Source organism: Streptomyces sp. NPDC093801 (assembly GCF_040701585.1).
Taxonomy (GTDB): domain Bacteria; phylum Actinomycetota; class Actinomycetes; order Streptomycetales; family Streptomycetaceae; genus Streptomyces.
The window spans coordinates 221,594-246,180 of record NZ_JBFBDP010000009.1; the positions used below are offsets into that span (position 1 = coordinate 221,594).

Below are 24,587 nucleotides of genomic sequence, written 5' to 3' on the forward strand. Positions count from 1 at the left end.
TTCGTTGGCACGGGCCCATTCTGGGCCTACGGGTGCTGGCTGCTGACGGAGACCGTCTCGCCCGTCATGTAGGACGAGTAGCCGCTGGCCAGGAAGACGATGACGTTGGCGACCTCCCACGGCTCGGCGTACCGGCCGAAGGCCTCGCGGGCGGTGAGCTCGGCCAGCAGCTCCTCGCTGGTGACCTTCACCAGGTGCGGGTGCATGGCGAGGCTCGGGGCGACCGCGTTGACCCGTACGCCGAACGCGGCGGCCTCCAGTGCCGCGCAGCGGGTCAGGGCCATCACCCCGGCCTTGGCGGCGGCGTAGTGGGCCTGGCCGGTCTGGGCGCGCCAGCCGATGACGGAGGCGTTGTTGACGACGACGCCCGCGCGACCGGAGTCCTTGAAGGCGCGCAGGGCGGCGCGGGTGCAGCGGAAGGTGCCGTTCAGGGTGACGTCGAGGACGCGGGTCCACTGCGCGTCGGTCATGTCGACGAGGTCGGCGGTACCGCCGAGTCCGGCGTTGTTGACGACGGCGTCGAGGCCGCCGTGGAGCCGCTCGGCGTGCGCGAAGAGGGCCCGGACCTGCTCCTCGTCGGTGACGTCGCAGGGCAGGGAGGCGACCCGGTCCGCGCCGAACTCGGCGGCGAGGGCGGCCTCGGTCTCCTTCAGGCGGCGGGCGTGGGCGTCGCCGATCAGCACGCGGGCCCCCTCCTCCAGGAAGCGGCGGGCGGTGGCGCCGCCGATCCCGGCCCCGGCGGCGGCCGTGATCACGGCGCTGCGGCCGCGCAGCAGGCCGTGGGCGGGGACGTACGCGGGCGCCTCGTTGCGGGACTCCTCGACGCTGCTCATGGCCGTACGTTAACCTACCAAACACTTGTTAGGGAAGCGTGCGGCGGCGCCGCCCCGAAGGAGGCGAACGGCTGATGGACCTCGACCACTCCCCCGAGGTGGCGGCCTTCCGGGCCGAGGCCCGGGCCTGGCTGCGCGAGCACGTGCCGGACCGCCCGCTGCCCTCGCTGGAAACCCGGGAGGGCTTCGCGGCGCACCGGGAGTGGGAGGCGCGGCTGCACGCGGACCGCTGGTCGGCGGTGTCCTGGCCCGAGGAGTACGGGGGCCGGGGCGCGGACATCGAGCGGTGGCTGGTGTTCGAGGAGGAGTACTGGGCGGCGGGCGCGCCCGGCCGGGTCTCGCAGAACGGCATCAGCCTGCTGGCCCCCACCCTCTTCGACCACGCCACGCCCGAGCAGCGGGCGCGGGTGCTGCCGCCCATGGCGAGCGGCGAGGTGATCTGGGCGCAGGCCTGGTCGGAGCCGGAGGCGGGCTCCGACCTGGCCTCGCTGAGGTCGCGGGCGGTGCGCACCGCGGGCGGCTGGCTGCTGTCGGGGCAGAAGACCTGGTCCTCGCGGGCCGCCTTCGCCGACCGGGCCTTCGGCATCTTCCGTACGGACCCGGGGGCCGCCAAGCCCCACCAGGGGCTGACGTACCTGATGTTCGACCTGCGCGCGCCGGGCGTGACCGTGCGGCCCGTCGGGCGCCTCGACGGCAAGCCGGCCTTCGCGGAGCTCTTCCTGGACGGGGTCTTCGTCCCCGACGAGGACGTGATCGGGGAGCCGGGGCAGGGCTGGCGGATCGCGATGTCGACCACCGGGAACGAGCGCGGGCTGACCCTGCGCTCCCCCGGCCGCTTCCTGGCCGCCGCCGGCCGGCTGGCCGGCCTGTGGCGGGAGCAGGGGGACCCCGCGGACACGGCGCTGCGCGACCGGGTCGCGGACGCGGTGGTCGGGGCGCGCGCCTACGAGCTGTTCACCTGGGCCGGCGCCACCCGCTTCGCGGCGGGCGGGCGGATCGGCGCCGAGTCCAGCCTGAACAAGGTGTTCTGGTCGCAGTACGACATCGCCCTGCACGAGACGGCCCTGGACCTGCTGGGCCCGGACGCCGAGCTGGCCGACGGGCCGTGGGCCGAGCCGTGGCTGTTCTCGCTGGCCGGGCCGATCTACGCGGGGACGAACGAGATCCAGCGCGACATCATCGCCGAGCGGCTGCTCGGCCTCCCGAAGGGCCGCCGCTGATGCGCTTCCTGCCGACCGGTGAACAGTCCGACTTCGCCCGCACCCTGCGCTCCCTGCTGGGCGCGGCCGAGGTCCCGGCGACCGTACGGGCCTGGGCGGCCGGGGACCACGGGCCCGGGCTGGCCCTGTGGTCCCGGCTCGCGGACACGGGCCTGTGCGCTCTGGCCGCACCGGAGGCGTACGAGGGGCTGGGGCCGCTTCCGGTGGAGCTGGCGCTCGGGTTCGTGGAGCTGGGGCGGGCGGGGGTGGCGGGGCCGGCGGTGGAGACGGTCGCGGCGGTGGTGCTGCTGGGGGAGCTGGCGCGGCTCGGGGACGAGGGGCCGGCGAAACGGTTCCTCCCCGGGCTGGTCGCGGGTGGGGCCCTGGCCACCCTGACCCTGCCGGGCGGCTCCCCGTACGCGCTGGACCCGGACGCGGCGGCGTACTGCTTCACGGTGTCCGCCGGGCCTTCGGGGGGTGGGCTGCGGCTGGCGCCGGGCGCCGGGGAGCGGCTGCCCTCGCTGGACCCGGCGCGCGGGCTCGGCGTCCCGGCGGCGGGCGGGGAGCTGCTGGCGGCCGGCCCGGCCGTCCTGGCCGCCGCCGCGACGGCCGCGCGGTGGGCGAGGCTGCTGACGGCGGCCCAGTGCCTGGGCGTCGGCGAGGAACTGCTGGCCCGCACGGTGGAGTACGCGAAGCAGCGCACCCAGTTCGGGGCGCCGATCGGCAGCTTCCAGGCCGTCAAGCACCGGCTGGCGGACACCCTGCTGGACCTGGAGTTCGCCCGGCCGCTGCTGTGGGCGGCGGCGCTGTCCCTGGCGGACGGGGACGTCGCGGCGGCGAAGCTGACCGCCGGCGGGGCGGCGTACGCGGCCGCCCGCACCGCCCTCCAGCTGCACGGCGCGGTCGGCTACACGGAGGAGCTGGACCTTTCGCTGTGGCTGCGCCGGGCCCGGCCGCTGCGCGACGCCTGGGGCGGCCCGTCGCAGTGCCGGGCGGAGGTCGTGCGCGGCCTGTCTCAGACGACGGCCACGCACAGGGTGACCACGTAGGACTCCTCGACCGTCCCGCCGGGGAAGCGGGCCCGCAGCCGGGCCCGCTCGGCGTCGACGAACTCCCGGGTCCCGGGCTCGCCGAGGAGGAGGAAGGCGGAGTGGCTGGCGAGGTTGGACAGGTGCGCGTCGAGCGGGATCCGGCGCGACCAGCGGACCTCGCGGGTGGTGAGGTCCAGGCCGTCCGGGGTCCGGCGCGGCTGGGGCCCGGCGGGGGCCCCGAAGAGCTCCGCGATCCGCTCATCCTGCTCGGCGATCCAGGGGACGGTCGGGTCCAGGTCGTTCCACCACAGCGCGAGGGCCCCGCCGGGGCGCAGGACGCGGCGGGCCTCGGGGACGGAGCGGGCCGGGTCGGTCCAGTGCCAGGCCTGGGCGTAGGTGAGGAGGTCGAAGGCGCCGGTGGCGAGGGGGAGGCGGTCGCCGTCGCCGCGCACGATCGGGATCGCGGGGTGCGCGCGGCGGAACTCGGCGGCCATGCCGTCGCCGGGCTCCACGGCGAGCACCCGCGCCCCGCGGGCGTGCAGCAGGGCGCTGGCGATGCCGGTCCCGGCCCCCGCGTCGGCCACCCGGGCCCCGCGCAGCGGTATCCCGGCGAGCTCCTCGACGGCGTCGAACAGCGCCTCGGGATAGCCGGGCCGGGAGGCGTGGTAGAGGGCGGCGGCGGCATCGAAGGACCGGGCACGAGTCGTCATGCCACCATTCTTCGCCGCCCCGGCACCCCTTGACGACCGCTTATCCCGCCGGTCCCGCGCGGCGCAGCGCCTCGGCGAGCTTCGCGACCTCGGGTCCGGTGGCCTCGTACCCCTCCCGGACGACCCGCCGCACCTCGGCGAGCGAGAGCCCCAGCTCGGCGCGGAGCACCTTCATCACGGCGGCTCCGGCTCGGGGGAACTCCAGGCGGCTGGGCCCGTGTTCGGCGAGGAGCCTGCCGCGCAGGGCGGCCGGCGGCTCGCCCCGGCCGCAGTCCGGGAATCCCGCGCCGCAGGCCGGGCAGTGCTGCTCGGACCCCCACTCCAGCCTCCCCCCGGTCCAGGCCAGCCCGGCGGTGACCTCCGCGGCGGCGGGGCAGGAGGGGCAGGGCGAGGCGTACACGACCTCCTCAGCGGAACTCACGCACCACCTCGATCCGCCCGACGATGTGGGCGTTGAACTCAGCCAGTTCCTCCGCCGGGACCCACAGCTCCAGGATCGTCTCGCCGCCCGCCCGCTGGACCGGGTAGCGCTCCAGGAAGGCCGAGTCCACCTCGAAGCGGGTGACGAATCCCGCCCCGTCGTGCCTGACGTTCCAGTCGCGGGCGATCCGGACCGCGTAGTCCTCGTTCAGCACCGGGTAGAAGATCGGCTGCTCGGGCAGCCGGGGCGGCCAGGCGCGCCAGTCGAGGGCGCGGACCAGGTCGAGCTCGACGGGACCGGTGGGGCGCCAGAGGGTGGTGGTGGGCGGAGGGGTGCTGGACATACGGGCGACCCTAGGCGGGGCGGGGGCGGCGGGCCAGCGGATTCAGCGGCGGACGCGGCGGGGCGGGGGACGGCGGCGGGCGCGGCCGCGACCCCGGCCGCGCCGCGAGAGCCGTAGCAGGGCCGCCGTCTGGAGCAGCAGCAACAGCCCGAGCGCCGCCGGGGCCGCGACGCCGTGCCCGTCCCAGGCCGCGGCCCCGACCCGGGCGACGCCGACCGCGGTGAGCGCGACGAGGAAGCGGGCCGCGAACTCCGCGTCGGTGCCGTGCGGCACGGCCGAGCCGGCCACGAACACCGCCAGCAGGACGGGGATCCAGGGCGTCCCGGGGTCGCGCAGCAGCAGGGCGGCCCCGAACTCCACGGCGAGGAGCAGGACGTTGCGCAGGAGGAATCCAGGCATGGACACATCATGCCGATATCCCGGTGCGGCCCCGCCCCCGGCCCCGTTATGATCGAACACAAGGGCGGGGTCGTAGCACAGAGGCAGTGCGCCTACACAGCATGGAGGAGGACGCCGGTTCGAATCCGGCCACCCCGCCCCCCCCCTCATCACTCCCGCCGACCCGGCCCCGCCCGGCCGGCGGTTACGCTCTCCGGCAAGGACGGGGCCGTAGCACAGAGGTCGTTGCGCTTCCCTGCTCAGGAGGAGGACGCCGGTTCGAATCCGGCCGCCCCGTCCCCCCGGTCCCGCCGCCCCGTGGCGGCCAGCCAGGCCGCCGCCCCCGCGCGGGCCGCCGCCGCGGCCGGCAGCGGCAGGCCGAGGAAGCCGTGGAAGACCCCCGGGTGGAGCCGGACCTCGCAGTCCACCCCCGCCGCACCCAGCCGGCGCGCGTAGGCCAGTCCCTCGTCCCGCAGCAGGTCGCAGTCGGCGAGGACGATCAGCGTGCGCGGCAGCCCGGACAGGTCCGGTGCCCGCAGCGGCGAGACGTGCGGGTGCGCGGGGTCGCCGCCGTACCGGTCCCAGTACCAGGCCATGTGCGCGGCGGTGTGGAAGTACCCCCGCCCGTACGCCGCCACCGACCCGGAGCCCATCGAGGCGTCCAGCGGGGGGTAGACCAGCAGCTGGCCGGCGAGCAGTTCCGGCGCCCGCAGCGCGGTGACGGCCGCCAGGTTGCCCCCGCTGGAGTCCCCCGCCACCACCAGTCGCCCCGGGTCGCAGCCCAGCCGGCCCGCCTCGGCCCGCGCCCACAGCAGCACCGCCAGCGCGTCGTCGGCCGCCGCCGGCCAGGGGTGCTCCGGGGCCAGCCGGTAGCCGGCCGAGACGACCACCGCCCCCGAGGCCCCGGCCAGCCCGCGGCACAGGGCGTCGTGGGTGTCCAGCCCGCACATCACCCAGCCCCCGCCGTGGAGGTGGACGACGAGCACCCGCCCCCGCTCCCCCGGCGCGGGGTCGTAGACCCGTACCGGGACACCGGAGGCCACGGCGTCCCGGACCCGGGCCGTCTGCGGCCACGGCGCACCCGGCCGGTCCGCCCCGGCGGCGGCCGCCGCCCTCAGGGCCGCCACGTCTCCCGGACCCGGGAAGGACGCCGCCATCGCGTCGCACAGCCGCCGCGCCTCCGGCGACAGCGGGTCCCCCTCCGCGAAAGCCCCGCTCATCGCGCCGTCATCCCCCCGTCGACCACGAACTCCGCGCCCGTCACGTACGAGGCGGCGTCCGAGCACAGGAAGAGGACCAGTTCCCCCACTTCCCCCGGCCGCCCCATCCGCCCCAACGGCACGTGCGACCAGTCCCGCCCCTCGACCGCCCCGGCCACCATCGGCGTGTCGACGGCGCCCGGGTGCACCGAGTTGACCCGGATCCCGTCCCCGGCCAGGTCCAGCGCCGCCGCGCGGGTCAGCCCGCGCAGGCCCGACTTCGCGGACCCGTACGCCGCGTGGCCGGGGACGCCGACCAGTCCGGCGGTGGAGGAGACGTTGACGATCGCGCCGCCCCCGCCCGCGCGCAGCACGGGCGCCACCGCACGGATCCCGAGGAACGGCCCCAGCAGGTTGACCCGCAGCAGTTCCTCGAAGCCCTCCGGGCTCTGCTCCTCGATGTGCGCGGTGCGCCACAGGGCGGCGTTGTTGACCAGCGCCGACACCGTCCCGAAGACGGCCACGGCGGCCCGCACCACCCCGGCCCAGCCGTCGGCGTCGGCCACGTCGTGCCGGACGAACAGGCCCCGGCCGCCCAGTTCCGCGGCGACCGCCCTGCCCTCCTCCTCCCGGACGTCCGTGACGACGACCCGCGCCCCCGCCCCCGCGCACATCCGGGCCTCTTCGGCGCCCTGGCCGCGCCCGGCGCCGGTGATGACGACGACCTTCCCGTCCAGCGAGATCACGCTTCCTCCATACGAACGGCCGGAGTTGAGCGAGCTCATGCCTAAGAGAAATATTTCTAGCAGTCATGACCATCGGGGCGGAAGGGCGCCGCGGCAACCGGTCGTAGACTGCGCTGCGTGGCAGACGAGACGGCAGAAGAGACCCGCGGCGCGACGGCCCGGCGTGCGCTCCCCGCGACCAGCTGGGCCGTGCTCGGGCTGCTCTCCTTCGGTGAGGAACTCTCCGGCTACGACCTGAAGAAGTGGTCGGACTGGTCGCTGCGCTTCTTCTACTGGAGCCCCTCCTTCAGCCAGATCTACAGCGAGCTCAAGCGCCTGGAGAAGGCCGGCTACGCCTCCTCCCGGATGGTCGCCCAGGACTCCGGCACCCGCGACAAGCGGGTGTACCGGATCACCGGCGAGGGCATGGACGCCGTACGCCGCTGGGCGCGCGAGACGCCCGTCGACCCGCCGGTGCTCAAGCACGGGCCGATGCTGCGGCTGTGGCTGGGGCATCTGCTGGAGCCGGAGCAGATGCGCGAACTCCTGCTTCAGCAAAAGGAGTTCGCCGAGGGCATGCGGCGCGGCGCGGAAGCGGACGTGGCGGCCGCGCAGGAGGAGGAGGCCTGGGCCTACCCCACCCTCACCCTCAAGTGGGCCGAGCGGTACTACGCCTCCGAGCGCGACCTGGCGGCGGCCATGCTGGAGGACATCGAGACCCTGGGCGCACCCGGACCCGCCGGCGCCACCGGCCCCTCCCGCCCCACCGGCCCCTCCGGAACGGACCGCACCCCGTGACCGCCGCCGCGGGCCGCAGCGCGATCGACCTCCGCAAGGTCGAGGCGGCCGCCCCCGCCCTCGTCAACCTGTACAAGAGCGCCGGGGTCTCCCTCCGCAGGCACGGCCTGGACGGCGGCCGCGCCTCGGTCTACCTGGTCCTGGACTACTCCGGTTCCATGCGCCCCTACTACCGGGACGGCAGCGTGCAGGCCCTCGCGGACCGCGTCCTCGGCCTGTCGGCGCACCTGGACGCCGACGGCCGCGTCCCCGTCGTCTTCTTCTCCACCGGGGTCGACGCGATCGAGGAGGTCTCCCTCTCCGGCCACGAGGGCCGGGTCACGGAGATCGCCGCCGGCCTGGGCCACATGGGGAAGACCGCCTACCACCTGGCCATGGACGCGGTGATCGACCACTACCTGGACTCCGGCTCCCCCGACCCGGCCCTGGTCGTCTTCCAGACGGACGGCGGCCCCGTGGACAAGACCGCGGCGGAACGCCACCTGTGCAAGGCGGCCCGGCTCCCCCTGTTCTGGCAGTTCGTCGGCTTCGGCAACACGCGCAGCAGCCAGTTCGACTTCCTGCGACGCCTGGACGAGCTGCCCGTGCCCGAGAAGCGGGTGGTGGACAACGCGGGCTACTTCCACGCGGGCGACGACCCGAGGGCGGTACCGGACGCCGAACTGTACGACCGCCTCGTCGGCGAGTTCCCGGCCTGGCTGGCGGCGGCGCGCCGGGCGGGCGTCGTGCGCGCCTGACCGGCCGCCGCCCGGGGCGCGCGCTTTGATGGGCGTATGACGATGAACAACTGGGCGGCGTTCGAGAAGGCGGAACCGGATTTCGCGGGGGCCGTGCAGGCCCGCTTCGCGCAGTTCCCGCACCACGTCCTGGCCACCCTGCGCAAGGACGGCTCCCCCCGGGTGACCGGGCTGAACGTGGAGTTCCGCGGCGGCGAGCTGTGGCTGGGCATGATGGCGGGCTCGATGAAGGCCCGCGACCTCCAGCGCGACCCGCGCTTCGCCCTGCACACCAACCCGGGGCCCGGCGACACCATGCCCGACGGGGACGTGCGGATCTCCGGGCGGGCGGTGGAGATCGTGGACCCGCCCGAGCTGCACCGGTACGCGGAGGAGAAGGACACCCCGCACCCCTTCCACCTCTTCCACGCCGACCTGACCGAGGTGGTCCACACCGCCGTCGACGGCGAGGAGCTGGTCGTCCGCAGCTGGACCCCGGCGCGCGGACTGCACGTCCTGCGCCGGGGCAACGACGACGAGCCGGCCCGCGAGGTCCCCGCCGGCTGACCAGGGTTCCGCCGGGCCTGCGGGCGACGGTGCCCGTACCCGGTGCCCGGCGGGGCGGTGCGCACCCCCACGGTGCACCGCCCCGCCGGGCCGGCCGGGTCCCGTCCGGCGGGTCAGCAGTCCCGGAAGCCGGCCGGGGGCTTGAACACGGCGTCCAGGACGCCGTCGCGCTCCACGTCGGCCAGCACCCAGTCCAGCGTGGAGTCCTTGCCCGGAAGCCGCAGGCTGTGCGGGAGGTCGCTCTCGACGAGGTCCCGCCCCACGTAGGAGACGGACAGCACGCCGCCGCAGCCCGAGGGCGCCGGGGGGACACTGCCGTCGGCCTTGCCGTCCCGCGGGCCCACGGCGATGGTGAGCGTACGGATCGGGGCGTAGGTGAACGTGTAGCCGGCCGAGTCGGCCGAGCGGCTCATGTCCACGCGGAAGAAGCCGAGCCTGACCGGCACCGCCTCGCAGGGAGGCTGGGTCTTCACCAGCCGGAGGTACACCCCGTCGTCCACCATGAACAGGGCCCGGGAGTCGCTGCGGTCGCTGCTCTTGAGGCCCTTGAGGTAGTCGGCCAGGGCGGAGGAGTCCAGGCCCTTGGTCGCGGTGCACGGGAGGGCGGGGGCATCCGGGGGAATGACGCCCGAGGGGCCGGGGGCGGACGGTGAGGGCGAAGGGGAAGCGGACGCGGACGCGGACGCGGGGGCCTTGGAACGGGACGCCCCCACCCCGATGTCCGCCCCCGCTCCCGTGCCTGAGCATCCTGCGAGGACGAGAGCGGAAAGGGACAGGAACGCGGCTGCGGGCAGGTGCAATCGACGCATCGGGACTCCCAACGGGCAGGGCCGGAACCACTTCTGATGCTGGCAGCCGGGACGCGGCGGCGGCATCCGTAGAACCGCCTACGTGTCCCGTACGTAGGCGGCGCCGAATCCGGGTACCGGTTCCCCCGGGGAGGCGCCATGGTGGACAGGACTCCGCTGGTCGGCCGGGGGGCCGAACTCGACCGGCTGGACGCGGTGATCGGTGCGGTCGTCGGTGGGGCGGAGGGCGAGGCGCCGGGCGTCGTCGACCTCACGGGCCCGGCGGGCATGGGCAAGAGCCGGCTGATCACGGAGGTGTGCCGACGGGCCCGGGCCCGGGGCCTGACCGTGCTGCGCGGCCGGGCCACGGAGTACGAACGGCACATCCCGTTCAGCCTGTTCACGGACGCCTTCGCCGACCTGGACCCGGAGGCGGCCGGCGCACAGGAGGCCGACCCGGCGGTGGCCCCGGTCCTGTACGGGACGACGGCCGCCCCCACCCCGGCCGGCGGGACCCCGGCCGGCCGGCCCACCCCCGACGCGGCCCCGGACCGCAGGCCGACCCCGGACGCGGACGCGGCCCACGGCCCGAGTCCGGACCCGGACGCGGACGCGGCCCCGGACGGCTGGCCGGTCCCCGACGGCAGGCAGGTACCGACCGGCGGGCCCGGCCCACACACCGGGTCGGAGACCCTCGGCGGGACGGAGGGGCCGGTGGACCGGTTCGCCGTGCACCGGGCGGCGGCGCGGCTGCTCACGGCCCTCGCCCGGGGTCTGGGCGACGGCGGACGGCGGGGGCTGCTCATCGCCCTCGACGACCTGCACTGGGCCGACCCGGCCTCCCTGGAGCTCCTCGACCACCTCGTGCGCCACCCCCCGCGCGGGCCCGTGCTCCTCGTCGTGGCCCGCCGGGACCGGCAGACCTCCGCCTCCCTCGCCGCCGCGCTCACCCGGGGCGTCGACACCGGAGCCGTGCAGCGGCTGGACCTCGGCCCCCTCGCCGAGCGGACGTGCGTGGAGCAGCTGGCGCCGGAGCTGCCGCCCGCCCGCGCGGGCCGGCTGTACGCCGCGAGCGGGGGCAACCCGCTCTACTTCCTCACCCTGCTCCAGGGCCAGGCCGCCGGCCCGGCCGTCCCCGCGGGCGGGCTCACCGCACTGCTCCTGGACGAGCTGACCCCGCTGACCACCGCCCAGCGCCGTACCGCCGAGGCGGTGGCGGTGCTCGGCGACCAGGCCACCGCGCCGGTGCTCGCGCAGACGGCGGAGGTGTCCGGGCCCGGCCTGCTCGACGCCCACCTCGCCGCCCTGGCCGGCCGGGACCTGCTGCGCCCCGGCCCCGGAGCGAGCTGGTCGCTGCGTCACCCGGTGCTGCGCACGGTGGTGTACGAGAACACCGAGCCCCGGCGGCGTACGGGCCTGCACCGGCGGGCGGCCGCCGCGCTGGCCGCGGCGGGCGCGGCGGCCGCCGTACGGGCCCACCACGTGGAGCGGGCGCTGACCGGCTGGGACCCGCGGGCGGCGGACGCCCTGCTGGAGGCGGCGGGGCAGGCCGAGACCACCGCCCCGGCGAGCTGCGCGCACTGGCTGGGGGTGGTGCTGGGGATCCTGCCGGACACGCCGGAGCACCTCGCCCGGCGCCACGGGCTGCAACTGCGGCGGGCCCGGGCACTGGGCGCGTGCGGCGGGCTGCGGGCCAGCCGGGACCTCCTCACGTCCCTCATCGCCCAGGTGGACGGCACCGACCCGGACGACGGGCTGCGCGCGGCGGCCGTGACCCTGTGCGCCTCGATGGAACGCCACCTCGGCCGGTACGGGGAGGCGGTGGCCCTGCTGCGCCGCGAGCTGGCCCGCCGGCCAGCCCCCCGCCCGGCCGACGCCCTGGCGCTGGGGCTGGAGCTGGGCTCGTGCGCCCCGCACGTCCTGTCGTACGAGGAGGTGCGCGAGGACGTGCTGCGGGCCTACGGGCTGGCCCTGCGGCTGCGCAACGAGCCGGCCGCGGCCGGGGCGCTGACCACGGCCGCGCTCGGGGAGACGTACGGGGGCGACCCGGCGCGGGCCCGGCGGCTGGCCGACCGTGCCGCGGCGCGGATCGACGCGCTGGCCGACCGGGAACTCGTCGACGTGTGCGAGCCGTTGGCCCGCCTCGCCTGGACGGAGTTCTACCTGGACCGCTACCCGGAGGCGGAGCGGCACGCGGACCGGGGGCTGGCGCTGGCCCGCCGGGTGGGCCCGCCGCACCTGCTGCCGCACCTGCTGGTGTGCAAGGCGGTCGTCCACATGAACACCTGCCGGCTGGAGTCGGCGCTGGAGCTGGCCGAGGAGGCCGAGAACATCGCGCGCGGCATCGGCAGCGACGAGCTCCTCGGCCTGGTGCTGGGCAACAAGGCCCAGGTGCTGATCCCGTCCCTGCCGCCGGGCGACCCGGCGCCGCTGGCCCTGGCCGAGGAGGCGGTCGCGCTGTCCGGGGTCCGCAGCAGCTGGTGGGCCTCACTGGGGTGGTGCGTGCTGAGTTACGCGGCCCTGTACACGGGGGACCACCAGCGCGCCCGGTCCGCGATGCTGCGGGCGGGCCGCGGGCCGGAGCTGACGGGCCTCCAGCCGTCGATGCGCCCGCTGTTCCTGGAGGCCCTGGTCAACGCGGCCGTGGCGGCCGGCGACCTCCAGGAGGCGGAGTCCTGGGCGGCCCGGGCGGCCGAGGACGCCGAACACCTGGGTCTCGCCGCCCAGCACGCCTCGGCCCTGCGCAGCGCGGCCGCGCTGCGGGCGGCGCGCGGCGAGCCGAAGGCGGCGGCGGACCTCTACGTCCGGGCGGCGACGGTGGCGGCCCGCGCCGGAGCCGTCCTCTGGGAGGCCCAGGCCCTGCTGATGGCGGCCCCGCTCACCGCCCAGTCGGGCGGCTCGCGCAGGGCGTCGACCCTGTGGCACCGGGGGCGCCGCCTGGCGGAGACGGGCGGCGCCCGCCTCCTGACGGGCCTCGCGGACCTCTTCCCGCCGACCCCGCCGGCCCCCACCCGGCCCCTGCTCCCCCACCTCACGCCCCGGGAGCGCGAGATCGCGGCCCTGGTGACGGAGGGCCTGACCACTCCGGCGATCGCGGCCCGCCTCTACCTGAGCCCCCGCACGGTGGACACCCACCTGTCCCACATCTTCCGCAAGACGGGCGTCACCAGCCGAGCCGCCCTGGCCGCGCTCACCGTGCGCTCCGCACCGGCTCCTTGAGCGGGGAGACGTCGCGTTGTCAGTGCCGGCCCCTACCGTGGAACGGTCGACTCACCGACATCCGAGGGGGAAGAGATGACACGCAAGGCGTTCACGATCGCGGCGGTCACGGCGGTCCTCGCGCTGGGTACGGGCGCGGGGCAGGCATCGGCGGCGGAGGAACTGATCGGCTACCCGGGGCCCGACGGGGTGATCTGGGTGCCGGAGGTCACCGGCTCCAGCGGCTTCGTCTCGGGCGGCCTCAACGCCCACCTGGACACGTACACCACCTTCGCCTGCGAGGGCGGCGGCAGCATGGTGGTGTCCTTCACCCTGGACGAACACCCGGACCGCAACCCGGCCCCCTTCACCCTGGACTGTCCCGCCGGCACCCCGGCCCGCATGACGATCCCCCTGGGCACGGGCCTCCACGGCGGCTTCGGAGCCGTGGTCACCACCTCGACCCCCACCCTCCGCTGGGGCGCGGTGGTCGTCCAGCCGGAGTAGCCGACGCAGCAGCCGCGGTACGGGGTCAGGCCCGGCGGCTCTTGACGTCCCGGATGAACGAAGCCCAGGCGGCCCCGGCGAAGACGACCACGGGGCCGCCACCGGCCTGCTTGCTGTCGCGGACGGGTACCGCGCCGGGGACGTCGTCGGAGATCTCGACGCAATCACCACCATCCCCATTGCTGTACGAGGACTTCCGCCAGTACAGGCCGTTCACGTCTGCACGCATGCCGCGTACTCCTCCGCCACCGACTCGATCAAGGTCAGGGACACCTCTGGTGACAGCGCAGCGGCCCTAGCTAGATCGTATGACTTCCAGTAGCGCCGGACCAGGGCCGGATAGTCGAGCAGTTGCCCCGCGTACGGGCCCTCCGTGTAGGCCACGTCGGGCGCATCGGCGAACTGCATGATGCGCACCATGGAGCCCAATGCGCCGTGGGCCCCGGCCGCGAATGGCACGATCTGCATGGTGATCCGGTGGGCACGGACATACGAAGCGATGTGTCGCAACTGAGCTGCCATCACGGCAGGTCCGCCGACCAGTGTCCGCAGCACCGACTCGTGCAGGACCACCCACATCTCGGGGGACTCTGGATCCACGAGGAGCCGTGCGCGTTCGATGCGTGCCACGACCAGAGCTTCAACACGCTCGGCAAGCGCGGTCGGGCTGGTGGCCCGAATCACGGCCCTGGCGTACTCCTCCGTCTGGAGCAGCCCGGGAACCAGCGTGCAGGCGTACTCATATGTGGCCGTTGCCAGGCCTTCGAGCTCGACTGCGGCGGCGAAGTACTCACTGTGCTTGGACTTGAACGCTCTGGCCAAGCGGGTGAAATAGTCCCCTGTGTTCAGCTCCCTGTCGAGCAACTCCGCGATCTCTGGGCGCAGCCTCCGCGTGCCGCACTCCATCTGCCCGACGTACGACCCACTCGTGAAGATCTTCTCGCCCAGACCCTCCTGGGTCAGCCCGGCCGCCTCGCGGTGCCGCCGCAGTTCCTCGCGCGCGAACTCCTCTGGCGTCTGCGCCCCGTCCTCGTCCTTCGGCTTGGCCATGAGCCAACTCCCCGCGTCCGCAGTGCCCTTGCTCCGCGAAAAAGCCTAGACCCGCCAACCTGGCAATTCAGCCGAACGCATTCATACGACTACCGAACGCCACCGCGCCCGCCATCCCTGGTCGGGGACATGGCGGGCGCGGTGTCGGATTGCCGTACCTCGTTGTACGGACCGTATGAGGGGTCTCCCCGGAGGGAGGGGTGACGGGTTACACCATCAGCGAGCGGTCCGTCGGCTTGACCGGGTACGGGAGGGTGCTCGTGCCCGTCAGGTAGCGGTCCACGCCGCGGGCGGCCGAGCGGCCCTCCGCGATGGCCCACACGATCAGGGACTGGCCGCGGCCCGCGTCACCCGCGACGAAGACGCCGTCGGCGTTGGTCGCGTACGAGGCGTCGCGGGCGATGTTGCCCCGCTCGTCCAGGTCCACGCCGAACTGCTCGACGAGGCCGTTGGCCTGGTCCGTGCCGGTGAAGCCCATCGCCAGGGTGACCAGCTGCGCGGGGAGGACGCGCTCGGTGCCGGGCTTCTGGGTGAGCTTGCCGTCGACGAACTCGACCTCGACCAGGTGCAGGGCCTGGACGTTGCCGTCCTCGTCGCCCTCGAAGTGGGTGGTGGAGACGGAGTAGATCCGCTCGCCGCCCTCCTCGTGGGCCGAGGTGACCTTGTACAGCATCGGGAAGGTCGGCCACGGCATGGCCGCCGGGCGGTCCTCCGACGGGCGGGGCATGATCTCCAGCTGGGTGACCGAGAGGGCGCCCTGGCGGTGGGCGGTGCCGACGCAGTCCGCGCCGGTGTCGCCGCCGCCGATGACGACGACGTGCTTGCCCTCGGCGGTGATCGGCGGGGCCAGGAAGTCGCCCTCCTGGACCTTGTTCGCGAGCGGGAGGTACTCCATCGCGAAGTGGATGCCCTTGAGGTCGCGACCCGGGACCGGGAGGTCGCGGGAGACGGTGGCGCCCGCCGCGACGACGACCGCGTCGAAGCGCTTGCGCAGGTCCGTCGCCGTGATGTCGCGGCCGACCTCGATGCCGGTGCGGAACTTGGTGCCCTCCGCGCGCATCTGCTCGATGCGGCGGTTGATGTGCACCTTCTCCATCTTGAACTCGGGGATGCCGTAGCGCAGCAGGCCGCCGATGCGGTCGGCGCGCTCGTACACGACCACGGTGTGGCCGGCCCGGGTCAGCTGCTGGGCGGCGGCCAGGCCGGCCGGGCCGGAGCCGATGACGGCCACGGTCTTGCCGGAGAGGCGCTCGGGGGCCTGCGGGGTGACGTCGCCGTTGTCCCAGGCCTGGTCGATGATCGAGACTTCGACGTTCTTGATCGTGACGGCGGGCTGGTTGATGCCGAGGACGCACGCCGACTCACAGGGAGCGGGGCACAGGCGGCCCGTGAACTCCGGGAAGTTGTTCGTGGCGTGCAGGCGCTCGGACGCGGCCGCCCAGTCCTCGCGGTAGGCGTAGTCGTTCCACTCCGGGATCAGGTTCCCGAGCGGGCAGCCGTTGTGGCAGAACGGGATGCCGCAGTCCATGCAGCGGCCGGCCTGCTTGCTGATGATCGGCAGCAGCGAGCCCGGGACGTAGACCTCGTTCCAGTCCTTGACGCGCTCGGCGACGGGACGGGTGCAGGCGGTCTCGCGCGCGGTGGTGAGGAAGCCCTTCGGGTCAGCCATGGGTCGCCGCCTCCATCATCTTCTCGGTGGTCTCGGACTCGGAGAGTCCGGCCAGCTCAGCGGCGTCCTTGGCGGCGAGCACTGCCTTGTACGTGGTCGGGATGATCTTGCTGAAGCGGGCCGCGGCGGCGTCCCAGTCAGCCAGGAGCTTCGCGGCCACGGTCGAGCCGGTCTCCTCCTCGTGGCGGCGCACCACATCGTGCAGCCACTGCTTGTCCTCGTCCGAGGGGACCTCGACGGCCTCCGCGTTGCCGGAGTTGACCTGGCGGGGGTCGAGGTCGATGACGTAGGCGACGCCGCCGGACATGCCCGCCGCGAAGTTGCGGCCGGTCTCGCCGAGGACGACGGCCGTGCCGCCGGTCATGTACTCGCAGCCGTGGTCGCCCACGCCCTCCGAGACGACCAGGGCGCCGGAGTTGCGGACGCAGAAGCGCTCGCCGGTGCGGCCGCGCAGGAACATCTCGCCGCCGGTGGCCCCGTAGCCGATGGTGTTGCCGGCGATGGTGGAGTACTCGGCGAGGTGCTCGGCGCCGCGGTCCGGGCGGACCACGATCCGGCCGCCGGAGAGGCCCTTGCCGACGTAGTCGTTGGCGTCGCCCTCCAGGCGCAGGGTCACGCCCTTGGGGAGGAAGGCTCCGAAGGACTGGCCGGCCGAACCCGTGAAGGTCAGGTCGATGGTGTCGTCGGGCAGGCCCGCGCCGCCGAACTTCTTGGTGACGTGGTGGCCGAGCATGGTGCCGACGGTCCGGTTGATGTTGCGGATCGCGACCCGGGCGCGGACCGGCTGGGCCGCCTCGGCGGTCTCGGCGTTCAGCGCGTCGGCGGCGAGCTCGATCAGCTCGTTGTCGAGGGCCTTCTCCAGGCCGTGGTCCTGCTCGATCAGGGCGTGGCGGACCGCGCCCTCGGGCAGGTCCGGCACGTGGAAGAGGGGCTCCAGGTCGAGGCCCTGGGCCTTCCAGTGGGTGACGGCCTTGCTGGTGTCGAGGAGCTCGGCGTGGCCGACGGCCTCCTCGATGGTGCGGAAGCCCAGCTCCGCGAGGATCTCGCGGACCTCCTCGGCGATGAACTCGAAGAAGTTCACGACGAACTCGGGCTTGCCGGAGAAGCGGTCGCGCAGGACCGGGTTCTGGGTGGCGATGCCGACCGGGCAGGTGTCCAGGTGGCAGACGCGCATCATGACGCAGCCGGAGACGACGAGCGGCGCGGTCGCGAAACCGAACTCCTCGGCGCCGAGCAGCGCGGCGATGACCACGTCGCGGCCGGTCTTGAGCTGTCCGTCGGTCTGGACGACGATGCGGTCGCGCAGGCCGTTGAGCAGCAGCGTCTGCTGGGTCTCGGCGAGGCCGAGCTCCCAGGGGCCGCCCGCGTGCTTGAGCGAGGTGAGCGGGGAGGCGCCCGTTCCGCCGTCGTGGCCGGAGATCAGGACGACGTCCGCGTGGGCCTTGGAGACACCCGCCGCGACCGTGCCGACGCCGACCTCGGACACGAGCTTCACGTGGATGCGCGCGACCGGGTTGGCGTTCTTGAGGTCGTGGATCAGCTGGGCCAGGTCCTCGATGGAGTAGATGTCGTGGTGCGGCGGCGGGGAGATCAGGCCGACGCCCGGCGTCGAGTGACGCGTCTTGGCGACCCACGGGTAGACCTTGTGGCCGGGCAGCTGGCCGCCCTCGCCGGGCTTGGCGCCCTGGGCCATCTTGATCTGGATGTCGTCCGCGTTGACCAGGTACTCGGAGGTGACGCCGAAGCGGCCGGAGGCGACCTGCTTGATCGACGAGCGGCGGGCCGGGTCGTACAGGCGCTCCGGGTCCTCGCCGCCCTCACCGGTGTTGGACTTGGCGCCCAGCTGGTTCATGGCGATGGCGAGGGTCTCGTGCGCCTCCTGGGAGATGGAGCCGTACGACATGGCGCCGGTGGAGAAGCGCTTGACGATCTCGGAGACCGGCTCGACCTCGTCGAGGGGGATCGAGGGGCGGTCGGACGTGAAGCCGAACAGGCCGCGGAGCGTCATCAGGCGCTCGGACTGCTCGTTCACCCGGTCCGTGTACTTGCGGAAGATGTCGTACCGGCGGTTGCGGGTGGCGTGCTGGAGGCGGAAGACCGTCTCCGGGTCGAAGAGGTGCGGCTCGCCCTCGCGGCGCCACTGGTACTCGCCGCCGATCTCCAGCGCGCGGTGCGTGGCGGCGATGCCGGAGGCCGGGTACGCCTTGGCGTGGCGGGCGGCCACCTCCTTGGCGATGACGTCCAGGCCGGCGCCGCCGATCTTGGTGGCGGTGCCGCTGAAGTACGTGCCGACGAACTCCTGGTCCAGGCCGACGGCCTCGAAGACCTGGGCGCCGCGGTAGGAGGCGACGGTGGAGATGCCCATCTTGGACATGACCTTCAGGACGCCCTTGCCGAGGGCGTAGATCAGGTTCTTGATGGCCTTCTCGGGCTCGATGCCCTCGATGAAGGTGCCGGCGCGCAGCAGGTCCTCGACGGACTCCATGGCCAGGTACGGGTTGACGGCCGCGGCGCCGTAGCCGATGAGCAGGGCGACGTGGTGGACCTCGCGGACGTCGCCGGCCTCGACCAGCAGGCCCACCTGGGTGCGCTGCTTGGTGGCGATGAGGTGGTGGTGGACGGCGGAGGTGAGCAGCAGCGACGGGATCGGCGCGTGCTCGGCGTCCGAGTGGCGGTCCGACAGGACGATCAGGCGGGCGCCGGCCGCGATGGCGGCGTCGGCCTCGGCGCGGATCTCCTCGATCCGGGCGGCGAGGGCGTCGCCGCCGCCGGAGACCCGGTAGAGGCCGGAGAGCGTGGCGGCCTTCATGCCGGGCATGTCGCCGTCGGCGTTGATGTGGATGAGCTTGGCGAGCTCGTCGTTGTCGATCACCGGGAAGGGCAGGGTGACGCTGCGGCAGGACGCGGCGGTCGGCTCCAGCAGGTTGGACTGCGGGCCGATCGAGGAGAGCAGCGAGGTGACGAGCTCCTCGCGGATGGCGTCCAGCGGCGGGTTGGTGACCTGCGCGAAGAGCTGGGTGAAGTAGTCGAAGAGCAGCCGGGGGCGCTCGGAGAGGGCCGCGATCGGGGAGTCGGTGCCCATGGAGCCGAGCGGCTCGCCGCCGGTGCGGGCCATGGGGGCGAGGATGACGCGCAGCTCTTCCTCGGTGTAGCCGAAGGTCTGCTGGCGGCGGGTGACCGAGGCGTGGGTGTGGACGATGTGCTCGCGCTCGGGCAGGTCCGTCAGCTCGATCTCGCCGGTCTCCAGCCAGTCCGCGTACGGGGCGGCGGAGGCGAGCTCGTCCTTGATCTCGTCGTCCTCGATGATCCGCTTCTGGGCGGTGTCGACGAGGAACATCTTGCCGGGCTGGAGGCGGCCCTTGCGGACGACCTTGGCCGGGTCGATGTCGAGGACGCCGACCTCGGAGCCGAGGACGACGAGGCCGTCGTCGGTGACCCAGTAGCGGCCGGGGCGCAGACCGTTGCGGTCGAGGACCGCGCCGACCTGGGTGCCGTCGGTGAAGGTGACGCAGGCGGGACCGTCCCAGGGCTCCATCATCGTGGAGTGGTACTGGTAGAACGCGCGGCGGGCCGGGTCCATCGAGGTGTGGTTCTCCCACGCCTCCGGGATCATCATCAGCACGCTGTGCGGCAGCGAGCGGCCGCCGAGGTGGAGCAGCTCCAGGACCTCGTCGAAGGAGGCGGAGTCGGAGGCGTCCGGGGTGCAGATCGGGAAGATGCGGTCCAGGGCGGCCTCGCCGAAGGCGGAGGTGGCCAGCTGGGACTCGCGGGCCTTCATCCAGTTCCGGTTGCCCTTGACCGTGTTGATCTCGCCGTTGTGCGCGACGAAGCGGTACGGGTGGGCGAGCGGCCAGGACGGGAAGGTGTTCGTCGAGAACCGGGAGTGGACCAGGGCGAGTGCCGAGGCGAAGCGGCGGTCGGAGAGGTCCGGGAAGAAGGGCTCCAGCTGGCCGGTGGTCAGCATGCCCTTGTAGACGATGGTGCGGGCGGAGAGCGAGGGGAAGTAGACCCCGGCCTCGCGCTCGGCGCGCTTGCGCAGGACGAACGCCTTGCGGTCCAGCTCGATGCCGGTCGTCCCGTTGCTCACGAAGAGCTGGGAGAAGGCGGGCATCGTGGCGCGGGCGCCGTTGCCGAGCAGGTCGGGGGTGACCGGCACCTCGCGCCAGCCGAGGACCGTCAGACCCTCCTCGGCGGCGACGGCCTCGATGCGCTCCACGGCGACGGCCTGTGCGGTGCCGTCGGCGGGGAGGAAGGCGATGCCGACGGCGTACGCGCCGGCCTCGGGGAGCTCGAATCCCGCGACCTCGCGCAGGAAGGCGTCCGGTACCTGGGACAGGATGCCCGCGCCGTCGCCGGAGTCCGGCTCGGAGCCGGTGGCGCCGCGGTGCTCGAGGTTCCGCAGGACGGTCAGGGCCTGCTCGACGAGGGTGTGGGTGGCCTCGCCGGTGAGGTTCGCCACGAATCCGACGCCGCAGGCGTCCTTCTCGTTGCGCGGGTCGTACATGCCCTGCTGGGCGGGGCGACCGTCCATGGGCGACCAGGCGGTGGTGCTGGGGCCGGTCGCGGAGTGCGTGGATGCGGAACGCATCGGCTCTCCCGTCGTCGTCGTGGCAATGTGCTGGCCGAGGGACGACGTTGGCCCTCTGCAAAATTTCGTGCAGGTTACATGATGACGGCAATTCCGAGAAGCGGATATCGCATTCCAGCATGCGGACACTGCGCGAGGCAGAAAGAAGGGACCTTCGAGGGGCTGCGGGGGATGGAGCGAGCTGGGGAGCTTTCCGCCGCGGATACGGCTCGGGGTGAAGGTCCCGGCGCGAAACGGGCATCTTTGCCCGGCGCCCTGGTCTGATGCCCGGCGGCAACGGAAGTGAAACCACCGGATTCGAGACTACTTATGTTGCGTACTGCATAGTGTCTCACTCCCGGGCCGCTCAGCCTATGGCTCCGCCGATCCAGGTTCCCAGGATGTACGTCACACCGGCGGCGGCGCCACCCAGGACGAGCTGGCGCATACCGCTGTACCACCAGGACCGGGCCGTCACCCGCGCCACCACCGCACCGCAGGCGAAGAGCCCGGCGAGCGCAAGGAGCACGGCCGGCCACAGGGCGGTCGCCCCGAGCAGGTAGGGCAGTACGGGGAGCAGCGCGCCCAGCGCGAAGGAGCCGAAGGACGAGACGGCGGCGACCAGCGGCGAGGGCAGGTCGTCGGGGTCTATGCCGAGCTCCTCGCGGGCGTGGATCTCCAGCGCCTGCTCCGGGTCGCGGGAGAGCTGCATGGCGACCTCGCGGGCGAGCGCGGGCTCCACGCCGCGGGAGACGTAGAGCTCGGCGAGCTCCTCCATCTCGTCGACCGGGTGCTTGCGCAGCTGCTGGCGCTCCACGTCGAGCTCGGCGAGGACCAGCTCGCGCTGCGAGGCGACGGAGGTGTACTCGCCGGCCGCCATCGAGAAGGCGCCGGCGGCGAGGCCTGCGAGACCGGTGATGACGATGGTCGCGGGGGCCACCGCACCGCCGGCCACGCCGGTCATCAGCGCGAGGTTGGAGACGAGCCCGTCCATGGCACCGAAGACGGCCGGGCGCAGCCATCCGCCGTTGACGTCGCGGTGGGTGTGGTTGTCGCGGTGGGCGGTGTGCAGCGGCGCTTCGGTGTCGATGATGGACATGCGGCGTTTCTCCCCTTTTCGCATGAGTGGGTACGCGAAAGCGACGCGCAGCCGGGCCCTCCCCGGGCACTCCCCTGAACACCTCGAAACTACGCACGATTTCCGGCTCCCGCCAGCAAGGAAGGCCGTACTTACCTGGGGTTTCGCGGATCGGCGACCGGGTGACGGGGGTGTTCGCGGGGTGTTTCGCGGCGACCGACAAACCTCATGGCGTGGCACAAATCCCCCAGGGGCCCATGATGGGTCCCATCACGTGGGAGAGGCGTGCCATGGAGCTGGTCGCATGCAATCCGCAAGTCCTCCTCGAGCGGGCCAGGGGCGCGCTGCTCGGCCTCGCGGTGGGTGACGCGCTGGGCGCTCCCGCGGAGAACATGAAGCCCTCGCAGATCCGGGCCCGGTGGGGCCGTATCGAGGGCTTCGTGTCGGAGGACCCGGCGGGGACGGACGACACGGAGTACGCCATCTTCTCCGGCCTGCTGCTGGCCCGCCACGGTTCGGCGCTGACCGTCGCGCACGTCGAACGGGCCTGGCACCACTGGATCGCCGACCTCGACGAGGGACCGTTCCGCGGGGCCGGCTTCTCCGAGCGGGGCACGCTGGAGAACCTCCGCCGGGGCCTGGCCGCGCCCATCTCGGCGCAGCACCGGCACGCCTGGTCGGACGGGCTGGCGATGCGGGCGGCCCCGTTCGGGGTGTTCGCCGCGGGGCGCCCGGCGGAGGCGGCGCGGCTCGTCGCGATCGACGGCACGGTCAGCCACGACGGCGAGGGCATCTACGGCGGCCAGGCGGTCGCCGCCGGGGTCGCCGCCGCGATGGCCGGGGGCTCCCCCGCGTCCGTCGTCTCGGCGGCCCTGTCGGTCATCCCGTCCGACTCCTGGACGGCCCGCTCGCTGCGCCGCGCGGTCACCGCGGCACCGCGCGGGGAGCGGGCGGTGCGCTCGGCGGTGGTCATCGGCGGCTACCCCTGGACGGACCTGGCGCCGGAGGCGGTGGGCCTGGCGTTCGGCGCGTTCGCCGCCTGCGCGGGCGACTTCCCGTCCTCGGTGCTCACCGCGGTGAACATGGGCCGCGACGCCGACACCACGGCGGCGGTGGCGGGCGCCCTCTCCGGCGCCCTGTCGGGAGCCGCGGCCATCCCCACCGCCTGGTCCTCGGCGATCGGCCCGGTCCGCGGCAGCTGCCTGCCGTCGATGCGCGGCTACCACGTGCTGGACATCGCCGACCTCCTCACCCCCGAATCCGAGCCCGCCCGGTGACCCCGCCGACCGACCCGCGTCCCCCCGCCCCGCCCTGGCCCGCCCCACCGCCGACGGCCCCGCCGGCCGCCCCGGACCCGGCCCCCGCGCCGGGCCCCGCCCCCGCGGCCACCGCACCGGGCCCGGACACCCCCGTCCCGGCACCAGGACAACCGGCCGGAACGACCGACGGAGCACGCCACGGCCCGGTAGCCCTGCCGGAGCCGGGCACCCCCGTCCCGGCACCAGGACAACCGGCCGGAACGACCGACGGAGCACACCACGGCCCGAGCGCCCTCCCGGAGCCGGCCACCGCCGTCCCGGCACCAGGACAACCGGCCGGAACGACCGACGGAGCACACCACGGCCCGAGCGCCCTCCCGGAGCCGGCCCGTACGGACCGCGCCGGGGCCGGAGTGCCGGAGGCGGCGTCGCCCCGCCGGATCGAGGGGCTGCTCCTCGGGCTCGCCGCGGGCGACGCCGCCGGGTGGCCCGCCGCCCGGCACCGGGCGAGCCGGATGCCCGAGTGGACCCGCCGCCTGACCCGCGAGCTCGACACCTTCGCCGAGCAGAACGCCACCACCACCCTCCCCGTCCCCATCGCCCTCAACCAGCCCCCCGAACCCCTGCGCCTCGGACCCTCCGACGACGCCGAGTGGGCCGCTTTCGCCGCCGAGTCCGTCCTCACCGCCGCCGGCGCCCTGCTCAGCGACCTCTCCCGGTCCCGCCGCATGCGCGCCGCCATCGACCTGGCCTGGAACGCCCTGGCCAGCGAGGTGGCCGCGGCGGCGGAACGGGCCCCCGAGGTCGAGTCCGCCGTGCTGCCGATGCGCGCGCGGATCTCCGTACGGGCGGGCCTGGGCAACCTCGCCGCCGGGCTGCGCCCGCCCGCCACCGGGCACGACAATCCACACTATTTCGACGACGCCGCCTGCGTACGCGCCTGCGTGCTCGCCGTCGTCCACCCCGGCGACCCCCGCGCGGCCGCGGAACTCGCCGAGTTCGACGCCCGCTACACCCAGGACGGGGACGGCGTCCACGGCGCCCGCGCCATGGCCGCCGCCGTCGCCTCCGCCCTGGCCGGGGCGGACACCGACACCGCCGTCGAGGCCGCCCTGCACCAGCTGCCCGCCGCCACCGAGATCGGCCGCAACGCCCGGCACGCCGTCGCACTCGCCCGCGCCGGCGGGGAAGGCGCCTTCGCCCTGGTCCCGCTCCTGGAACACCAGATCGTGGACCACGTCTACAGCTACGGCATCGCCGCCGCCGAGACCGTCCCCGTCGCCCTGGCCCTGGCCACCGCCGCCCGCGGCAGGGCGGTCGAGGCCGTCCCGGCCGCCGCCTGCCTCTCCCGCGTCGCCGACTCCGCCCCCGCCCTCGCGGGCGCCCTCACCGGCGCCCTCGGCGGCGGCGGCTCCCTGCCCGCCCCCTGGCGCGAGGCCTGCCGCGTCCTGTCCGGCTGCGCGCTGCCCCGGCTGGCCGGGACCGACCTGGTCGAGCTCGCCGCGCTCCTCGCCCGTACGGAACTCACCGCACCCAAGGAATGATCTCGCT

General features: G+C 74.3%; 22 protein-coding genes and 2 tRNA genes. 11 read left to right on the forward strand and 13 right to left on the reverse strand.

The genetic code is table 11. The features are described 5' to 3' along the window. Window positions 1–26 precede the first annotated feature (26 nt). Complete coding sequence (locus tag AB0469_RS12830; RefSeq protein ID WP_366451353.1) at window positions 27–833, reverse strand: SDR family oxidoreductase; 807 nt, start codon at window positions 831–833, stop codon at window positions 27–29. Between the two features lie 74 nt (window positions 834–907). Between AB0469_RS12830 and AB0469_RS12835 the strand changes: the two genes are divergently transcribed. Both AB0469_RS12835 and AB0469_RS12840 read left to right on the forward strand, forming a co-directional pair. Further along, window positions 908–2,053, forward strand: a complete 1,146-nt coding sequence (locus AB0469_RS12835) for an acyl-CoA dehydrogenase family protein (RefSeq protein WP_366451354.1) — start codon at window positions 908–910, stop codon at window positions 2,051–2,053. Further along, window positions 2,053–3,081, forward strand: coding sequence for an acyl-CoA dehydrogenase family protein (locus AB0469_RS12840; RefSeq protein ID WP_366451355.1), 1,029 nt, complete (start codon window positions 2,053–2,055; stop codon window positions 3,079–3,081). The genes AB0469_RS12835 and AB0469_RS12840 overlap by 1 nt, the downstream gene beginning before the upstream one ends. On the opposite strand, the gene AB0469_RS12845 is transcribed toward AB0469_RS12840, so the two are convergent. Genes AB0469_RS12845 through AB0469_RS12860 form a run of 4 tightly spaced genes read right to left on the reverse strand, consistent with a single transcriptional unit; the run spans window position 3,048 to window position 4,936 of the window. Beyond that, window positions 3,048–3,773, reverse strand: a complete 726-nt coding sequence (locus tag AB0469_RS12845; protein WP_366451356.1) for a class I SAM-dependent methyltransferase — start codon at window positions 3,771–3,773, stop codon at window positions 3,048–3,050. The genes AB0469_RS12840 and AB0469_RS12845 overlap by 34 nt on opposite strands. A gap of 40 nt (window positions 3,774–3,813) precedes the next feature. Next, window positions 3,814–4,194 carry a hypothetical protein gene (locus tag AB0469_RS12850; RefSeq protein ID WP_366451357.1) on the reverse strand — a complete coding sequence of 127 codons (381 nt, stop codon included), beginning with the start codon at window positions 4,192–4,194 and terminating at the stop codon, window positions 3,814–3,816. Further along, window positions 4,181–4,537 carry a hypothetical protein gene (locus AB0469_RS12855; RefSeq protein WP_366451358.1) on the reverse strand — a complete coding sequence of 119 codons (357 nt, stop codon included), beginning with the start codon at window positions 4,535–4,537 and terminating at the stop codon, window positions 4,181–4,183. The genes AB0469_RS12850 and AB0469_RS12855 overlap by 14 nt, the downstream gene beginning before the upstream one ends. A gap of 42 nt (window positions 4,538–4,579) precedes the next feature. Further along, on the reverse strand, window positions 4,580–4,936 hold the full coding sequence (locus AB0469_RS12860; RefSeq protein WP_366451359.1) for a hypothetical protein: 357 nt from the start codon (window positions 4,934–4,936) through the stop codon (window positions 4,580–4,582). Between the two features lie 64 nt (window positions 4,937–5,000). Between AB0469_RS12860 and AB0469_RS12865 the strand changes: the two genes are divergently transcribed. Next, window positions 5,001–5,075: transfer RNA gene (locus AB0469_RS12865), tRNA-Ala, on the forward strand. A gap of 64 nt (window positions 5,076–5,139) precedes the next feature. After that, window positions 5,140–5,213: transfer RNA gene (locus AB0469_RS12870), tRNA-Ser, on the forward strand. On the opposite strand, the gene AB0469_RS12875 is transcribed toward AB0469_RS12870, so the two are convergent. Both AB0469_RS12875 and AB0469_RS12880 read right to left on the reverse strand, forming a co-directional pair. After that, window positions 5,176–6,135: an alpha/beta hydrolase gene (locus AB0469_RS12875; RefSeq protein ID WP_366451428.1), complete on the reverse strand. Its 960-nt coding sequence runs from the start codon at window positions 6,133–6,135 to the stop codon at window positions 5,176–5,178. The two genes, AB0469_RS12870 and AB0469_RS12875, sit on opposite strands and share 38 nt — an antisense overlap. Further along, the gene (locus AB0469_RS12880) at window positions 6,132–6,860 is read right to left on the reverse strand and encodes a glucose 1-dehydrogenase (RefSeq protein WP_366451360.1); all 729 of its coding nucleotides are present in this window, start codon (window positions 6,858–6,860) and stop codon (window positions 6,132–6,134) included. The genes AB0469_RS12875 and AB0469_RS12880 overlap by 4 nt, the downstream gene beginning before the upstream one ends. 108 nt (window positions 6,861–6,968) lie before the next feature. On the opposite strand from AB0469_RS12880, the gene AB0469_RS12885 reads away from it, so the two are divergent. The 3 genes from AB0469_RS12885 to AB0469_RS12895 are packed head-to-tail and all read left to right on the forward strand — an operon-like array spanning window position 6,969 to window position 8,920. Next, the gene (locus AB0469_RS12885; protein ID WP_366451429.1) at window positions 6,969–7,637 is read left to right on the forward strand and encodes a PadR family transcriptional regulator; all 669 of its coding nucleotides are present in this window, start codon (window positions 6,969–6,971) and stop codon (window positions 7,635–7,637) included. Beyond that, a complete protein-coding gene (locus AB0469_RS12890; protein WP_366451361.1) occupies window positions 7,634–8,374 on the forward strand; it encodes a VWA domain-containing protein in 741 nt (246 codons plus the stop codon). Before AB0469_RS12885 ends, AB0469_RS12890 begins: the two co-directional genes overlap by 4 nt. Before the next feature lie 36 nt (window positions 8,375–8,410). After that, complete coding sequence (locus AB0469_RS12895; protein ID WP_366451362.1) at window positions 8,411–8,920, forward strand: pyridoxamine 5'-phosphate oxidase family protein; 510 nt, start codon at window positions 8,411–8,413, stop codon at window positions 8,918–8,920. A gap of 113 nt (window positions 8,921–9,033) precedes the next feature. Here the strand turns inward: AB0469_RS12895 and AB0469_RS12900 are convergent, their stop codons facing one another. Beyond that, window positions 9,034–9,633 carry a hypothetical protein gene (locus AB0469_RS12900; protein WP_366451363.1) on the reverse strand — a complete coding sequence of 200 codons (600 nt, stop codon included), beginning with the start codon at window positions 9,631–9,633 and terminating at the stop codon, window positions 9,034–9,036. Window positions 9,634–9,867: 234 nt separating this feature from the next. Here AB0469_RS12900 and AB0469_RS12905 point away from each other — a divergent pair, with 234 nt between their 5' ends. Together AB0469_RS12905 and AB0469_RS12910 are read left to right on the forward strand one after the other, a co-directional pair. After that, window positions 9,868–12,927 (forward strand): AAA family ATPase, encoded by a 3,060-nt coding sequence (locus AB0469_RS12905; protein WP_366451364.1) that lies wholly within the window; start codon window positions 9,868–9,870, stop codon window positions 12,925–12,927. Window positions 12,928–13,002: 75 nt separating this feature from the next. Further along, window positions 13,003–13,413 (forward strand): hypothetical protein, encoded by a 411-nt coding sequence (locus tag AB0469_RS12910; RefSeq protein ID WP_366451366.1) that lies wholly within the window; start codon window positions 13,003–13,005, stop codon window positions 13,411–13,413. 25 nt (window positions 13,414–13,438) lie between these two features. Here AB0469_RS12910 and AB0469_RS12915 read toward each other — a convergent pair whose 3' ends face one another. The 5 genes from AB0469_RS12915 to AB0469_RS12935 all read right to left on the reverse strand — a co-directional run bounded on the left by AB0469_RS12915 (window position 13,439) and on the right by AB0469_RS12935 (window position 21,798). Continuing rightward, window positions 13,439–13,642, reverse strand: a complete 204-nt coding sequence (locus AB0469_RS12915) for a DUF397 domain-containing protein (protein WP_366451367.1) — start codon at window positions 13,640–13,642, stop codon at window positions 13,439–13,441. Next, entirely contained in the window at window positions 13,627–14,463 is an 837-nt protein-coding gene (locus AB0469_RS12920) for a helix-turn-helix transcriptional regulator (protein ID WP_366451368.1), read from the reverse strand. The genes AB0469_RS12915 and AB0469_RS12920 overlap by 16 nt, the downstream gene beginning before the upstream one ends. Before the next feature lie 208 nt (window positions 14,464–14,671). Next, window positions 14,672–16,132, reverse strand: coding sequence for a glutamate synthase subunit beta (locus tag AB0469_RS12925; RefSeq protein ID WP_366451370.1), 1,461 nt, complete (start codon window positions 16,130–16,132; stop codon window positions 14,672–14,674). After that, complete coding sequence (gltB, locus tag AB0469_RS12930; protein ID WP_366451371.1) at window positions 16,125–20,720, reverse strand: glutamate synthase large subunit; 4,596 nt, start codon at window positions 20,718–20,720, stop codon at window positions 16,125–16,127. Before gltB ends, AB0469_RS12925 begins: the two co-directional genes overlap by 8 nt. A gap of 346 nt (window positions 20,721–21,066) precedes the next feature. Continuing rightward, on the reverse strand, window positions 21,067–21,798 hold the full coding sequence (locus AB0469_RS12935) for a VIT1/CCC1 transporter family protein (RefSeq protein ID WP_366451372.1): 732 nt from the start codon (window positions 21,796–21,798) through the stop codon (window positions 21,067–21,069). Window positions 21,799–22,067: 269 nt separating this feature from the next. Here AB0469_RS12935 and AB0469_RS12940 point away from each other — a divergent pair, with 269 nt between their 5' ends. Together AB0469_RS12940 and AB0469_RS12945 are read left to right on the forward strand one after the other, a co-directional pair. Beyond that, on the forward strand, window positions 22,068–23,054 hold the full coding sequence (locus tag AB0469_RS12940; RefSeq protein WP_366451373.1) for an ADP-ribosylglycohydrolase family protein: 987 nt from the start codon (window positions 22,068–22,070) through the stop codon (window positions 23,052–23,054). Window positions 23,055–23,449: 395 nt separating this feature from the next. After that, complete coding sequence (locus AB0469_RS12945; protein WP_366451374.1) at window positions 23,450–24,580, forward strand: ADP-ribosylglycohydrolase family protein; 1,131 nt, start codon at window positions 23,450–23,452, stop codon at window positions 24,578–24,580. Window positions 24,581–24,587 lie beyond the last annotated feature (7 nt).

Bases quoted from the DNA above. Each gene is read 5' to 3' on its own strand.
- AB0469_RS12830 (WP_366451353.1), bottom strand. From the start codon at position 833: ATGAGCAGCGTCGAGGAGTCCCGCAACGAGGCGCCCGCGTACGTCCCC.
- AB0469_RS12835 (WP_366451354.1), top strand. From the start codon at position 908: ATGGACCTCGACCACTCCCCCGAGGTGGCGGCCTTCCGGGCCGAGGCC.
- AB0469_RS12840 (WP_366451355.1), top strand. From the start codon at position 2,053: ATGCGCTTCCTGCCGACCGGTGAACAGTCCGACTTCGCCCGCACCCTG.
- AB0469_RS12845 (WP_366451356.1), bottom strand. From the start codon at position 3,773: ATGACGACTCGTGCCCGGTCCTTCGATGCCGCCGCCGCCCTCTACCAC.
- AB0469_RS12855 (WP_366451358.1), bottom strand. From the start codon at position 4,537: ATGTCCAGCACCCCTCCGCCCACCACCACCCTCTGGCGCCCCACCGGT.
- AB0469_RS12860 (WP_366451359.1), bottom strand. From the start codon at position 4,936: ATGCCTGGATTCCTCCTGCGCAACGTCCTGCTCCTCGCCGTGGAGTTC.
- AB0469_RS12875 (WP_366451428.1), bottom strand. From the start codon at position 6,135: ATGAGCGGGGCTTTCGCGGAGGGGGACCCGCTGTCGCCGGAGGCGCGG.
- AB0469_RS12895 (WP_366451362.1), top strand. From the start codon at position 8,411: ATGACGATGAACAACTGGGCGGCGTTCGAGAAGGCGGAACCGGATTTC.
- AB0469_RS12905 (WP_366451364.1), top strand. From the start codon at position 9,868: ATGGTGGACAGGACTCCGCTGGTCGGCCGGGGGGCCGAACTCGACCGG.
- AB0469_RS12910 (WP_366451366.1), top strand. From the start codon at position 13,003: ATGACACGCAAGGCGTTCACGATCGCGGCGGTCACGGCGGTCCTCGCG.
- AB0469_RS12915 (WP_366451367.1), bottom strand. From the start codon at position 13,642: ATGCGTGCAGACGTGAACGGCCTGTACTGGCGGAAGTCCTCGTACAGC.
- AB0469_RS12920 (WP_366451368.1), bottom strand. From the start codon at position 14,463: ATGGCCAAGCCGAAGGACGAGGACGGGGCGCAGACGCCAGAGGAGTTC.
- AB0469_RS12925 (WP_366451370.1), bottom strand. From the start codon at position 16,132: ATGGCTGACCCGAAGGGCTTCCTCACCACCGCGCGCGAGACCGCCTGC.
- gltB (WP_366451371.1), bottom strand. From the start codon at position 20,720: ATGCGTTCCGCATCCACGCACTCCGCGACCGGCCCCAGCACCACCGCC.
- AB0469_RS12935 (WP_366451372.1), bottom strand. From the start codon at position 21,798: ATGTCCATCATCGACACCGAAGCGCCGCTGCACACCGCCCACCGCGAC.
- AB0469_RS12940 (WP_366451373.1), top strand. From the start codon at position 22,068: ATGGAGCTGGTCGCATGCAATCCGCAAGTCCTCCTCGAGCGGGCCAGG.